Origin of the sequence: Candidatus Aegiribacteria sp. (genome assembly GCA_021108435.1) — a bacterium.
Lineage (GTDB): Bacteria > Fermentibacterota > Fermentibacteria > Fermentibacterales > JCC-6 > Aegiribacteria.
Window position 1 is genome coordinate 1 of sequence record JAIOQY010000119.1, and the last position, 13,850, is coordinate 13,850.

Consider the following 13,850-nt stretch of genomic DNA (forward strand, 5'->3'; position numbering starts at 1 on the left):
TTGCATGCCTTATCCACGCCGCCAGCGTTCGTCCTGAGCCAGGATCAAACTCTCCGTATATATTTATATAGGATTATTTACCTGTATAGTTTGCTATTCATTTTTATATGGTCCGATCTGCTATAGCTCGCAGATCCGCTCGTTTTGAGCCAAGTGCCAGTCCCAAATGGGACTGACTCAAGGAACCGACACAGACCATGCTCTTGCGATGCTGTCTTCTCACAGATTTCAAAGATCTTGCGCTCCGCAGCGCGAACTTATAACCTAGAACGTACCACTATCCTTGTCAACCCTTTTTCCGACGTACTGCATCAGTAAGAGTTAACTCGCTGAATCAGTTCAATTCAAAGTGGAACCGATATATGCATACATCGCAGAAAGATGTCAAGGACACACCTAACGTATTGGTATTACGGTAATTAGGCTTACGTATTCTGATTCGTCATCTTTCTGTATGTTTAACACTGTATTCCTCCGGGAGTTCCCGCCATATTCTGGAAGAAATAGTGTTATATTGTATTAAGTCAAAAATGGAGGTTAACCCTGAATTCGACGGAAATGCTCCTGCGAATTTCGCTCTCCGGAAAAATTGTCGAAGAGGCAACAGGCACCGGATCTGATGGATCATTAAAGGAAATACCTGACCTGAAAGGGAAGGATATTTCCTCCCTTTTCAGCAGTTGGCCTTTGACAGACGAATTCAGCATGGTCTGGTTCTCTCCAGATTTAACCCCACTATTTACAGCAGCAAGGATGGATAGTGAGTCATCCCTCCTTGTTTATTACCTTGAAATAGAAGAAAACGGTATATCTAATCCAGCTATTCCGTTTATCAGAGTTATTCCTGATAGACACCTGCCAATTGTATCTCCTGGTTTTCTATGCCTTCTGGGATATACACCATGGGAACTCTCGCAAAGCGAGCTGATCTCTTCCCTGCTTGATAACTCCGATCAGGCTCAGGGATATGTAACTTTTCTGGATAAGAAAGGCAAAGGACACAGGCTGGTCTTCTCCAGAACAAGTAATAACTTCGGCGGAATGGACTACAGCTTCATTCAGCAGCCCAGAGGACTGGTTTTCCCTGTTGAGGAGCTTGATCGCCTTGCCAGCATGAATATCCAGGGGACTGATGATCTCCTGGTCTACCTCATTGATGTACTTGAACTCGAAGCAGCAGTTTTAATGGTTAGATCGGTACATGGGTATGTTCCCGTAAGTATGGTTAACGTTGAAATAGACACAGAACATTTAGAAACAACCAGCGCTTTCGAATCAGCAAATCTCCAGTATCCTGTATGGGTCGACTCCGGCGGTAAGGATTCTCCATTGGGTTTCACCGGACAGTGCCTTTTATATCCGTACGGGAATATTCTTCTTGTTGCTCCCTGGAGAGGTAATGCCGACAGACTGCAGCGCAGAGCGGATGCGCTGATGCCTGCTGTTTCAATGAGGTATGAGCAATTCAGAGCTACTTATGGAGAACATAAACTGCAGGCACTGCTTCATGAACTGGACATTCAACTCTCAGGTCTGCAAGACACAGAAGCACTCGGAAAGGTTCTTGACACTGCAGCGATAGGCTTTGGGGCTTCTGTCATAGCGATATTCGGACCGGAGGAATCAGCCAGCCCGATTGCCAGCAGCAGAACCGACAGTAAAATCAGAGATCTGCTTGTCTCCGACCGCCCTCTGGAGGAATGTTTCAAAGACACACATATCACAGTCCTGAAAGACGGCTATATTCTGCTCACTGCCTGGGATGATGAAAGGGAAATTCCTTACTCAACCGTAGATGCTTTCGGGAAAATTCTCAGAAAAATTGATCTTTCATTAATGAGTATTCCCGAGGATAAGCTCCCGGATTTTTCATCACTTCAGGCGGTTCTGATGAAGGACACTCATGTTCTATGGCAGGGACGGTCACTAGGTATTTCTCACTGCTATCAGTTTTACGGATACTCAAGGCAATGCGCTGATTGCCCTATTGACCATCTGTCCGCTACAGGGAAAAAAAGCGCAAAACTAGAAAATCACCAGGGATTCATCGAGGAAATTCATCCTGCTCGAAATGGATTCCTGGTAACCTGGACGAAACTTCCTGAGGATAAAAATGCCGGTTGCAGAAGCAAGAACCAAGGTGAACGCTTTCCAGGTGGAACTGCGGTGTATACATCCACAGGTGAAATCATATCATGGAATGGTTGGTTTCAGGAAGCAACAGGTATAGGCTCAGATCAGGCGTGTGAGCAGAATGCTGCTAGAATACTGGACAGGATTGACTGCCCGTCTGTGCTTTCACAATTCAGATCTGCGCTGGCCGGTGTTTTCATTCCTGAACCTGTCGAGTTCATCTGGAAAAGTATGAAATGTTTCAGCAGAATTCGTCGGATAGAATCCGAGAATCTGATTCATCATACGGTTCTTGATTCAAACAGAGCCGGAATTGCGGTTATTGCTCCTCTTGGACCAGGTTCAATGTCGTCCTCTTCCGAACCCGGTTCCCTTGCGGAGTATCTCTCCACCGCATGCAGACGGGAAGGATGGGAATTCGATATTTCCGGTAATACTACCAGCGATGGGGCTCCCGTATGGTTCTCCCGGGAAGTAACAACTGATCTGCTTTCAGGACTCCTGCGCATCCTTGCTCCCATGTGCCCGGACAGGTGGACGGGTCTCGAAACCGGATGGCTTGATAACACACCGGAGACTGGAACATTTTCATTTCTTCCGGGGCGGTATCATGTTCTGCGTTTCAGATTGCATGGATTGCATTTCACTGAGCATTCAGCCACTCTTGAAAAATTGAGTATTTTATTCCAGGGTTTCGGCGGCTGGCTCGCCGGATCTCCAGGAGAAGAAGTACTACAGGTTGCTCTTCCTGCTGCACGAAAGAACGAAAGGGAAATCGATGCAATAATCTACTCACCTCTGCAAGCATTCACTGAACTCTGCCTTGATGTACTTTCAAATGTCAGCTCAAAGAACTTCCTGTATACAGAATCCGCCAGAGAAATGGCTGTCAGACAGGAGAATGCCGGAGCGATTATCTGCAGACTGGATCAGAGCAACCTTCATTATGCCAATGCGCTTACTGCAAGAATCCCGGGACAACCGGTACTTGTAGCCTCCGGTTTGTCTACAGGCATTCCCTCTGTAACAACTCGTGTTACGCATCTTCAGCTTCCAGTAGATCCTGATAGCCTCTTCTCCGCTATCAGAAAAGTAATCCGGGGTTAAATATGTGGATAAGCCTGTTTATCGTATTTCTGCTGTCAGCTTCAACTCCTGAAGAGTTCCTTCATGAACTCTGTGATAATCAAATGGGAACAGATGGAGCGATCTTCTGGTCAACTCATGCATCAGCTGAGGTTCCTGACAGGTACGCCAACCCGGACTCTCTCCTGCTGTTCCTTGCTGACAAGGAAGAGCTTTCAGTCAATCCAGGATCAAGAACGAACTTCCTGAGCATCGGTGAAACATTCAGAATTGAATTCGGGAAATCATACTGGACATGGATTGATCAGGAAGGTTCTCGCCATAGAACAGAAGGGCTTGCAGTCATTGAGTGTACTCGTGGTAACTATACCTGGGTTCAGATACCTGTTCTATCTTCCAGATCAGTAAGCGCGGGAAAAAAGCAGAAGCTCATCTCTGGAATTTTAATTACGATTCTGATTCTGGTATTCACAGCAATCTCTGTAGGCTGGGCAAAACGACGATACCTTAGTTGAACCGTTCCCATTCTGAAGAAAAATCAAGAACCTGAACAGGCATTTCCTGCATTGAGAGTTCAAGGGTTACAGCATTCTCTATAAAATCCTCAAGATCTCTCTGAAGAAGAATCAGCTGTGACATGAAAACCTGATAGGCATCCAGATTCTCAATATCGTTTGAAGGCAGCTCAGAACCCGAATCGAGCTCTTCCTGCAGGTCCTTCAGTAACGAGGAGAATGCCAGCAGCATTTCCGTCGCCTGATTGATATTCGTCATTTCATCATCCTTTAGTTGATTTCCGGTATGATGGGAAAATCATGGATAGATCCCGATTCGTCAACTGCCACAGGTGTTGTTTGCTTTCCTCTGATGTATTCCAGAGATACCTTGAAAGCGGCTTCAATCTGCGGCTGGCTCCATCTATGTGCGTTCCAGACAGGATGCCAGGCTTCATCAAGTGCTACAAAAAGACCACCGTATTCTGAAGCAAGTTGAATACCTGCTTCCGGAGGTGATATCCCATCGCGGGAACCATTCATAAATACGAACCTGGTTACAGCAGAACTATTGATGTAATCTTCTTGCCGGAATGCTTCAAGTCCTCTTCTTGCGCCTGCAGGAAGCAACAGCTTCAGAATTCCTTTCCTCATGCTCCCCAGCTTCATTTGCGCAGCAGTAAAGAAGTTTCTGTAAGCTCCATGGCATATTATCCCCGCGACAGGTTCTCCAAGAATACCGGACATCTTCAGTGCAATCACACTGCCCATTGATGAACCGTATAGAATCGTTCGACCCATGGAAAACCCCATTTTCCCCCTCAGATGAGAGATCGCTCCTGCAAGGTCGTATACTTCAGCAGGTCCTCCGGAAGTAATTGGAACGGGATGTCCATCATGTCCCCGAAGGGGAACCAGAAACACCGAATATCCCATTCGGCTGAAGATCATTCCGGGTTCCGCAATCGATGTAATATTGCCATGAAGTCCGTGAATCATGATGATTAAATCCTTACCGGAGTTCAGGAAATATCCTGTCATGGGATAACCATCCAGTGAACTGAAATCAACCGGTTTCCACGGTGATTCAGGAGAGGGATATGGAACAGGCTGGCGAATACGGAATCGATTGGTGTACCCTATCAGGCCCGGCCGGGAAAACATTTTCCTGAAGATCAACCAGAAAACAATGCCTGACAATATTCCGATACTCCATCCGGTGAGAACATCAATTGGATAATGAACACCCAGGTAGATCCTGCTGAATCCGACAAGGAATGAAACCAATAATGCAAATGGAGTAAGGGGGGGGTAAGCGAGTGCAATAGTAGTTGCAAGGGCAGCAGAATTTGCTGAATGCGCTGACGGAAAAGACCTGTTGCCATGCACGTCTCCCCTGTAATTCACTTCTGCACTGATGTTCTCTTCAAAGCAGGGTCTGGATCTGGTTACGTTGCTTTTCAGATGGTAGCAGACCTGGTCTGATGCAGATGCGGCCAGGATCATGCATAGCAGAACTATTCTGGGGTTTTTTGACGCAAATGCCCGTTTCCATTTGCTGCCGCTTGAAACATATGGTTTCGTTCTGCCCCACCATAGCAGAAGCAGAATGCAACCTATCAGCAGAGGGATCCAGTTATCAACATTTGTTATCGTTCGCATTATGAATGTAAGCGGAGAAGATTCAATTCCATTTAATTTAAAGAACAGAGATGTATCCCAGGATGGCCAGAGCACTCCAGCTACTGCTAGAACTGCCACTGAATATCCAGATCCGTCCCGGACGTGACCTCTGCTACAGAAAGTGAGGTCCAAAATCCGCCGGCAGATCGCAATTCCGCTTCTGGCAAGCTTCCGGGAAATGCAACTGGCCATGATTGCTTGGCCGGGAATAGAGTATCCTCAAGTGAAGGAAGTGTATAGACACGAGCTGCGTCACACCCGCCCATAGAGGAATATGAAAATGTGAGAGAATTTCCATTTGTACACAAATCCACCGTATGGAATGCTATATCGACAGATGTCCAGATTCCATCGCTGACCATGAATTCATTCCGGCAATGAAACACAGGATCACCATCGGAGCATGAATACCCGCCGCACACCCTGGTGGGAATTCCAAGAGCACGGCAGGCAGCCGCAAAAAACGCTGATATTCCCGCAGTGTCTCCGCATTTATTTCTGCTTACACTTCTGGACAATCCCTCGTATATGTATAATCCTGTCGGAACCTCACAGATTCTCAAAGAATCAGTAATGTACCTGACAATCGATTCAACTTTTGCAAGAGGATCCGGACTGGTTCCAGATATATGTCTGGCATGAATGAACATCTCTCCAGTCGGATCAATCCATCGTGAATCCGCAAGCGCAAGGTCTATCTCAGTTGAAACACCGGGAACAGGTAAGACGATATTATCGGAATCTATGGTCATGGATTCCATCGGATAGACAGTGAATTCCTGTGAGATCTGAATAATAATATGATCAGATTCTTGCAGTACCGCAGTTCCGGAAATATATAAAACAGGTAATCTCCCAGGATCTTCAAGATTAATCTCAAGCTTCAATACATCAATACCGAATATTTGCCAGTCAGGAATAGAAGCTTCCTGTAAATTGAAATTCCCGGCGATAGGGATCCAGACATTCAGAGAATCTCCTGTATTCACAGAGATGGAGTCAATCATGAATGTCATGTTATAGGTTCCGGAAACACCATCTGAATAGGAGGAATATCCTGTATTTGATGCGCGGCTGTATACATTTCGAAGCCACGCTGAATTCCCCGGGATATACAGAAACGGTTTGTCATGTCCTGAAGCAAGTTGCTCTATTCTGAATCCGGGATACCTCAGATGCCCATCTATCCTGATTGTATCCGTTGGGGCAAGTCTTCCGAGAAACCAGGAAGCATTAATACTTTCGCCCAAAATGTCCCTGGCAAGATCGAGTGCTTCTGAAGCTGATAAGTTGTAATAATCCCTTGTCTGCTGAAGAATCTCCAGCAAGAAACCAGCATCTGTTCTCTGTTCCGAGTCAACCTCCAGAACAGCCTCAAGCACCTCCTCAGCCTGTTGATAATAGCCGTCAAGCATTAACCGGCGAGCAGTGGACACAGGATTCTGCGCAATTCCTGCAAGAGTGAGCAAAGCAAAAAGCATATTACTGATCATAAACTGCTCTCAATTTCCTGTTTGTTCTATTGTACCTTTGCTTTCCTTCCAAATCCTGTATTTTTCCAGATCTGTTCCAATGAACTTAATACACAGGCTCAGAACAAAAGCATCATCTACGTATCCAAGGAATGGGATCAAGTCCGGAATGATATCGAAAGGATTCACAAAGTACAGCAGTGTGAATGCCACAGCTCCAAGCGTACGAACTGGAACTCTATACCTTCCTTTGACAGAGTCAGAAAGCATGGCATATAGAATTTTGATGTCTTCCCAGAATTTCTCAAACGCTTCTGGAATACCGTGAGCTTCAAGATGTTTTATCTTCTCTTCTGCTCTTCCGGCAGCTTCCAGGACATCTTTCTCACCAGCGGCTTTTCTCCCGCTGTCAAATAATTTCTCCAGTCTTTTCCGGTCTTTATTCATGAGATGCATCTTTATTCTTATCCTTTCATTCACTCTGTTAAGAACATAGCCAAGTACGATGGACAAAGAAAGACAGGGTGGCTTCAGAAGACCTTATTGTGTTAACTTAGACATATGGAATACATGATAATATCACCTCCGGTAATCACTCCTTCCGAACCGCCATCAGGCGCTTTCCTGCTTGCAGCGGGACTGAAAGCCAGAGGAATCAGTGCAGGATTTCTTGACCTGTCACTGGAGTTCTTCAACCATATCTTTGAGAAAGTACCCGAGGGCAGAGGCTATCCCGCTGTTAAATCTGCACTTGCCTACCTCAGGAACAACCCGAATTATCCCCCCGGACAGCACCGAACAATTTCCGGTGTCCTGAATTCTGCTTTAAAGTCGTTTTCAAAAGGCTATCCAGGGTGGAAAATTTCCCTGATGGATCTTACTCCACCTTCCGAAGTGCATAAACCAGAGGAACTGCTGAGAATCTGCAAGCAGGAAGAAACACCATTTTCAGGATTCTGGGAAGAATACCTGCTGCCGATTCTCCAGAAGCATCTTCCGAAAACCGTTCTTCTTTCCCTTTCCTATCTTTCACAGCTTTCCGCAGGAATAGATCTGGCTCTATTCCTTAAATCAAACGGATACCACATGATCACCGGAGGATCACTGCTGAACAGCCTTGATCAAACAGGAAAAGGATTTGATCTCCTGCACAGAGTGTTTCCTGAAACTATCCTCGGAGATGGTTCGCTGCTTCAGGAAATAGAAACCTCGGATAACTCACTGTTAAGCAGATTATCATGGCCGCATATGTTGAATCCGTGGCAGTACATATCCGGAAGCCCAGTTATTCCATACGCGTTATCAACAGGGTGTTTCTGGAATAAGTGTCTTTTCTGTCCAGACAGAAAAAGAGAACTTTCAATCTTCGGGAAAGATGTCTTCGAGAAATTCATCTCAACTGTTCCGACGGAGGTTATGAAACGTCAACCGGTTATTCATTTACTCGACTCGACTATCCCGAAAAAGGCTCTTCTGCATCTTCTCCCGGCTCTTAAAGAAAACAACCTTGATTTCTATGGTTTTATCAGACCGGAAAAGTGGGTTGCGGATCAATCAGACATGCTTGCGGATAATGGATGCCTCATGCTGCAGCTTGGAGCTGAAAGCGGGAGTCACTCCCTGCTTGACAGATTCAACAAGGGAATTGATCCAGAGACTTCACTGGAAGTGATAAGGAGCTGCGCTGGATCAGGGATACGAACTTACGTGTATATGCTTCTTGGACTCCCCGGAGAGACTTTCGAAGATCTTAACGCTTCTGTCAGTTTCCTTCAGGAGGCTGGGAATTCAATCGATTTCATTAACTTCTCCATATTCAATCTACCCACTAACTGCGAATTATCAGACAGAGCCGATGAATTCGGAATTGAACTGGTTTATGATAACGCTTCTGAAGAAGTGATAAGGCTTTATATGCCCTTTCTTCATGAAGAGCGAAATCCAAGAATCATGGCAAGAGATTATATAACTGAAGAGTTCAGTCGGCTCCCTTCGATTTCCGAAGCGCTCCTCCGCACCCCAAAATGGTTCAGAACATCCCATTTCCCGCTGATTGAAATCCCGGGACGTATCTCTCATGAAGCCGGATCGGAATGAATTCTGTTATTCTCCTGTAACAATCAGAAAGGTTAATACAGTCAGAAGAAGCACCCAGACGACTACAGCGACAGTTGCTGTTTTTCTGGCTCTTCCGGCATCATCTTCCGAATCAGGCCGAATTCCGACTGCCAGGAACGTCACCACTCCCGCGAGATTGATCGAAATGAGGTTCACAGCAAGCAGCTGACCCGCACGAAGAGCACCACTGATATCACCCATCGCGCCAAGAAGACCTGCCACAACAAGTGGAGGCATCAGCGCGGCGGCAACCATTACTCCTATTAATGTTGCGGGAGCGCCCGTGCTGAGAGCGAGAGCTCCGGCAGCTCCTGCTGCCAGAGCTATAACCACATCTGATGTGCCGATGAAAGTACGAGAAACTATCTCGGAAGATGATGAATCAATGTTGAACACCATCCCTGCAATCACAGCGAAAGCAAATGCAGCTCCGATCCGGATTGTGTTCTCTCTGAGGGCTCTGATTCCGAGCCCCAGATCCCCGATTGTCACAGCCAGGGAAAGGCCGACATTGGGTCCAAGCAGCGGCGCTATGACCATAGCGCCTATAATCACTGCGATATTATTCCTGGCAAGACCTATAGCGCATACGACCGCTGAAAGCATTGTCATGATGATATTTGGCCATGAGGTCTTTGTCATCTCGTTTACATCCGAGTAGAGTTCTTCCCTGCTTACCCTGTGAATTTTCCTGCGTGGTGAACTGCTGGAAACCTTTTTCTCATCCGGAGTCTCCTCAGGAGCCGGGATAGATGAAACCACAGGCAGAGAGACAATCCTCAGTTCCTCACCGGAATCAGCAAGCGCCGATCTCAGTTTGTCCGTTATTTCTTCACTTTGATCAGCTTCCGCAAGGATATGAAGCTGCGCCTGTTCAACGGAAAGCTTCTCCCACCAGATTGAGATAGTATCAAGACTGCTGACTGATGATCGGGCCAGTTCCAGCCGATCAGCAGGCAGGAATACTTCTATCAGACGTACTGCCATATCAGGAATTATTCCTTCCTGTTAAAGAAGATTGCTCGCAAGTTCAGCAAGTCTGCTCCTCTCCCCTTTGACCAGGTTGATATGAGCGGTGATGCTCTCATTCTTCAACCGATCAATAAGGAAAGTCAGGCCGTTTGACTGACTGTCAAGATAAGGTGTATCAATTTGATAAATGTCCCCTGTGAATACAATCTTCGTGTTTTCACCAACTCTGGTAATAATGGTTCTTACTTCATGAGGTGTCAGATTCTGAGCCTCGTCAATAATAAAGTAAATTCCATCCAGGCTTCTACCCCTGATATACGCCAGAGGAGTGATCAGCAGCTTCTCATATTCAATCATCTCCAGCAGGCTGATGTATTCCTTGCTATCAGTTGAGAAACGGCTCTTAATAACAGCCAGATTGTCCCAGAGGGGCTGCATATACGGATCAAGTTTGCTCTGAACATCGCCTGGAAGATATCCAAGGTCTCTGTTTCCAAGCGGTATAACGGGTCGAGCCAGAAATATCTGTCGATATTCCTGTCTCTGAGAGAGAGCGGCAGCAAGCGCCAGTAGAGTTTTTCCGGTTCCAGCTTTACCGGTCAGCGTGACAAGCTGAACTGATGGATTCAGCAATGCGTGAAGTGCGTATGTCTGCTCAGCATTCCTCGGCTGTATTCCATATGCTCTTGTTTTGATGATGCGTTCGAACTCATCTGTATCCGGATTGAACCATGCAAGGGAACTGGTGCTGCCGTTTCTGAGAATGAAGAACTGATTCGGAGTCGGAGAAAGCTCACTGTCGATATCGCTTCTCGGAACGGTAAAAGGCTGCTCGTAAAACCTGGATATCAGATCTGTGTCAATATCCTCCAGAATTCCAGTACCCGTATAAAGCTCATCGACATTCTCAACTTTTCCGGTTTCGTAATCCTCAGCGTTAATACCGATAGATTTTGCTTTCATCCGAAGATTGATGTCTTTGCTGATAAGAATTACTTCCCTGTCGGGATTAGCAATCCGCAGCTGATCGGCAAGCGCAAGAATCCGATGATCAGGTTTATTCAGGGAAAAAGTCTTCTCTACAGTGCTTCCCGCAGATACTTCTGCGGCTTTAACAAACAGTTTCCCTCTTCCCTGTCCAAGAGGAAGGCCATCATTGAACAATTTCTCACCTGCAAGTTTATCAAGCTTTCTTATGAACTCCCTTGCCTGAAAATTGATGAGGTCATTTCCTTTCTTGAACTCATCAAGTTCCTCAAGAACTGTAATCGGTATGACTACATCATGCTCCTGAAAATTGTCTATGCAATTGTGATCGTATAGAAGTACATTCGTATCAATAACGAATAGCCGTGGGGATCCCTGGGATTCTGTCAATTGTCACATCCAATCCAAATGGTTGATTTCATGTTCACCTTCCAATTCTATATGAATTTCAAACAAAGGAAAACCTGCATGAAATTGAAGACTACTAACGAACGGTGACAGAGAGAAAGCGGAATAGATTTTTCTATCTATTGCGTTTTTCGTTCATTTTCTGCATTTTACCGCCTGCCCGAAAACCCTTTAACGTGAGCCGCTAGCTCAGTAGGTAGAGCATCTGACTTTTAATCAGAGGGTCGGGGGTTCGATCCCCCCGCGGCTCACCAATACTATTAAGGGAATCGGGTATTGACGAAATCGACTTCAGTTGCCATTGTTGGTAACTATTTCGGCGACCCCATCGTCTAGCGGTTAGGACACTGGCCTTTCACGCCGGCAACACGGGTTCGATCCCCGTTGGGGTCGCCAACTTCATTCTTAGGTTGATTCACTACTTCTAACATGTTGAACCCTTGGGTTTTAATAGCATCCATCTCATAACTAGAAAACCCACAAAATAGACAGAGTATGGATTTCTCAGCAGTATTCACTTAACAGGGAAAAATCCAACTGATACAAACTTAATTAATCCTGAATCAAAATCCCCCTGTATACTCCAGTAGGTATAAACTGGCTGCATAAGCCGGCATGCCGTAATAATACAGATTCAGTTCAGGGTAGCTCCTGCTGCTCGAATCACATTCAAAGCCTGCTATGTATTCTATTGAATAATCAATCATATATCGATCTGGGAAGTAAATATAGTTTTCCAATTCTTCTTCAAATGGACTACTCGAATCGTTCACTACCAATAATAGCACATCCTCCGATTCCGTCTCTTCAAGAGCAATGAAATTGTGAACAATATTCCAGGTGGCATGCTGCCATCCGCTTATGTATATGGCATTCTGCGCTTCTGTGGTATTAAGAACGGCATAACTATCATCAATGAGAGCAGATACGAAGTCCGGATTAGATGTATTCTTCCCGGTGAGCATCTGAACGACATCGTGTAATCTGCCAATCATATCGGGATTAGTGGTTTCGACACTCGGTCCCCAGTTGAGAAGCAGAGGGGGGCACCTGTATGTACCTACTTGAGCGGAACCTCCTCCATTGCCGCACATCATTGTAAAATTAAGGGCTCTCATGTGAATCCCCCTGGAGCCGTGTACCAGTGATGTGGTCATAAGATAGAGAAGAGTGTCCGATGGCGGGTAGAAAGTAACCTGACCATCCTGCCTTCTCCCTTCGCAACGGAGGTTGTGTATCAGACAGTTACTTCTTGAGGTACCGTCAATACCGTATACGAACATAGTATCCATAGCTTCATGCATCTCCTCAAAGTAGTCGGGTGAATTTTCAACCGGGATATCACTATAGAGTAGAATGGATTGGGATGGATATTCTTCTTCTGGATTAAAAGCAATCGGCACCCTGTACGTCTGTCTTACATTGTAGACCCTCGCAGCAGACAGGAGAGGTGAGTCATCGGAAGAAAGTATATCGATAAAATATTCATTTTCGTTCAAGGAAATGCTGATATCATCTCCTCCTCTGAAGTTAATACTTCCAGTACTTCGATATACTTCAGAACTATCATTTCCATAATCAAAAGAAACCAGAAGAGCGTCATCGTAGGATCTAACGGGTCTGAAGGAAGCAGCGTCGTTTATATCGAAGAAGTCGTAAGACTCCGGCAGATCAAAGGGAGAGCTTTCATAAACGGTCAGAGCGCTGTTTGGATTTCTTCCAGGGTTTGAAGCGAATTCAAGAACAGCCTTATTCAGGACACCTGCCGTGAGATGACAGATGTAATCCATGCCTGCGGTGAAGCAGGGGAAACTTTTTGTCTGCCTGGCTATGAACGATGTTTCATCCCACTCGAAAAGGTTTGTGAATTCATCGGATACCGCCCACTCAGGATCAATGCTGCCCGGAGGAATACATTCATAGATGGACTGATAGTTGCCACTGCTGTCAAATATAATAAACCCGCTCTGATCGTCAGAACTATAAGCCGACCATCTATTATGCGTTGGCCAGAATACGCCCCAGACGGCTTTAACTGGTTCAATATCAAGCGACAAACCCTGGGAATCACCGGTAACATCATTGAATTCTTCTGTGTCGTAATCCCAGGCAAACACCCTGACGCTGTCGACTTTCTGCTGGTGATCGATAGCCTGATAGCAGACAAGGATTCTCAGCTCACCATGGCTTATCACGCTCCCTCTTCTTGATGATAGTGTCGGGTGATGTACAGGGTAGTTGTATTCTCCAACGCAGACAGTAGTAATTCCGGGTACGTTTCCGGGTATTTCCAGTGCGTCTTCCAGGAATACGATATCAGAACCATCATGAAAGATCACCATATTCTCATCAGGATTATCCTCATCGAAGAATACTACCGCACCGTTTAGCCTATGCGTGTTGGAATCCCTGTCGCCTACATCTGCTGCTCTGAAATCACTGGCTGCCCATACAGGATTATTCCGCAGTGACTGAGGCAGCAGGACACTGTCTATCC

Annotated in this window: 10 protein-coding genes, 2 tRNA genes and 1 rRNA gene; 5 read left to right on the plus strand and 8 right to left on the minus strand. The window is 45.9% G+C overall.

Going from position 1 to position 13,850, the window contains the following annotated elements:
* Positions 1-60, minus strand: a 16S ribosomal RNA gene (locus tag K8R76_06790); the annotation flags it as partial.
* Positions 61-558: 498 nt separating this feature from the next.
* Between K8R76_06790 and K8R76_06795 the strand changes: the two genes are divergently transcribed.
* Complete coding sequence (locus tag K8R76_06795; GenBank protein ID MCD4847881.1) at positions 559-3,240, plus strand: hypothetical protein; 2,682 nt, start codon at positions 559-561, stop codon at positions 3,238-3,240.
* Positions 3,241-3,242: 2 nt separating this feature from the next.
* Positions 3,243-3,734 carry a hypothetical protein gene (locus K8R76_06800; GenBank protein ID MCD4847882.1) on the plus strand — a complete coding sequence of 164 codons (492 nt, stop codon included), beginning with the start codon at positions 3,243-3,245 and terminating at the stop codon, positions 3,732-3,734.
* Here the strand turns inward: K8R76_06800 and K8R76_06805 are convergent.
* From K8R76_06805 to K8R76_06820, 4 genes are read right to left on the minus strand one after another with little or no spacing between them, the layout of a single operon-like run.
* Positions 3,727-3,993, minus strand: coding sequence for a hypothetical protein (locus K8R76_06805; protein ID MCD4847883.1), 267 nt, complete (start codon positions 3,991-3,993; stop codon positions 3,727-3,729). The genes K8R76_06800 and K8R76_06805 overlap by 8 nt on opposite strands.
* Positions 3,994-4,004: 11 nt before the next feature.
* Positions 4,005-5,474 (minus strand): phosphatase PAP2 family protein, encoded by a 1,470-nt coding sequence (locus K8R76_06810; protein ID MCD4847884.1) that lies wholly within the window; start codon positions 5,472-5,474, stop codon positions 4,005-4,007.
* Positions 5,462-6,889 carry a transglutaminase-like domain-containing protein gene (locus K8R76_06815; protein MCD4847885.1) on the minus strand — a complete coding sequence of 476 codons (1,428 nt, stop codon included), beginning with the start codon at positions 6,887-6,889 and terminating at the stop codon, positions 5,462-5,464. Before K8R76_06815 ends, K8R76_06810 begins: the two co-directional genes overlap by 13 nt.
* 9 nt (positions 6,890-6,898) lie before the next feature.
* Positions 6,899-7,315, minus strand: a complete 417-nt coding sequence (locus tag K8R76_06820; GenBank protein ID MCD4847886.1) for a DUF1232 domain-containing protein — start codon at positions 7,313-7,315, stop codon at positions 6,899-6,901.
* Between the two features lie 123 nt (positions 7,316-7,438).
* Between K8R76_06820 and K8R76_06825 the strand changes: the two genes are divergently transcribed.
* Entirely contained in the window at positions 7,439-8,965 is a 1,527-nt protein-coding gene (locus K8R76_06825) for a radical SAM protein (protein MCD4847887.1), read from the plus strand.
* A 6-nt stretch (positions 8,966-8,971) separates the two neighbouring features.
* Here the strand turns inward: K8R76_06825 and K8R76_06830 are convergent, their stop codons facing one another.
* Together K8R76_06830 and K8R76_06835 are read right to left on the minus strand one after the other, a co-directional pair.
* Entirely contained in the window at positions 8,972-9,973 is a 1,002-nt protein-coding gene (locus K8R76_06830) for a TIGR00341 family protein (protein ID MCD4847888.1), read from the minus strand.
* A gap of 21 nt (positions 9,974-9,994) precedes the next feature.
* Positions 9,995-11,335, minus strand: coding sequence for a PhoH family protein (locus tag K8R76_06835; GenBank protein MCD4847889.1), 1,341 nt, complete (start codon positions 11,333-11,335; stop codon positions 9,995-9,997).
* A 196-nt stretch (positions 11,336-11,531) separates the two neighbouring features.
* Between K8R76_06835 and K8R76_06840 the strand changes: the two genes are divergently transcribed.
* Together K8R76_06840 and K8R76_06845 are read left to right on the plus strand one after the other, a co-directional pair.
* Positions 11,532-11,607, plus strand: a tRNA-Lys gene (locus tag K8R76_06840).
* Between the two features lie 67 nt (positions 11,608-11,674).
* Positions 11,675-11,749 (plus strand) — tRNA-Glu (locus K8R76_06845).
* Positions 11,750-11,916: 167 nt separating this feature from the next.
* On the opposite strand, the gene K8R76_06850 is transcribed toward K8R76_06845, so the two are convergent.
* A partial coding sequence (locus K8R76_06850; GenBank protein MCD4847890.1) for a hypothetical protein occupies positions 11,917-13,850 on the minus strand: 1,934 nt, incomplete at its 5' end.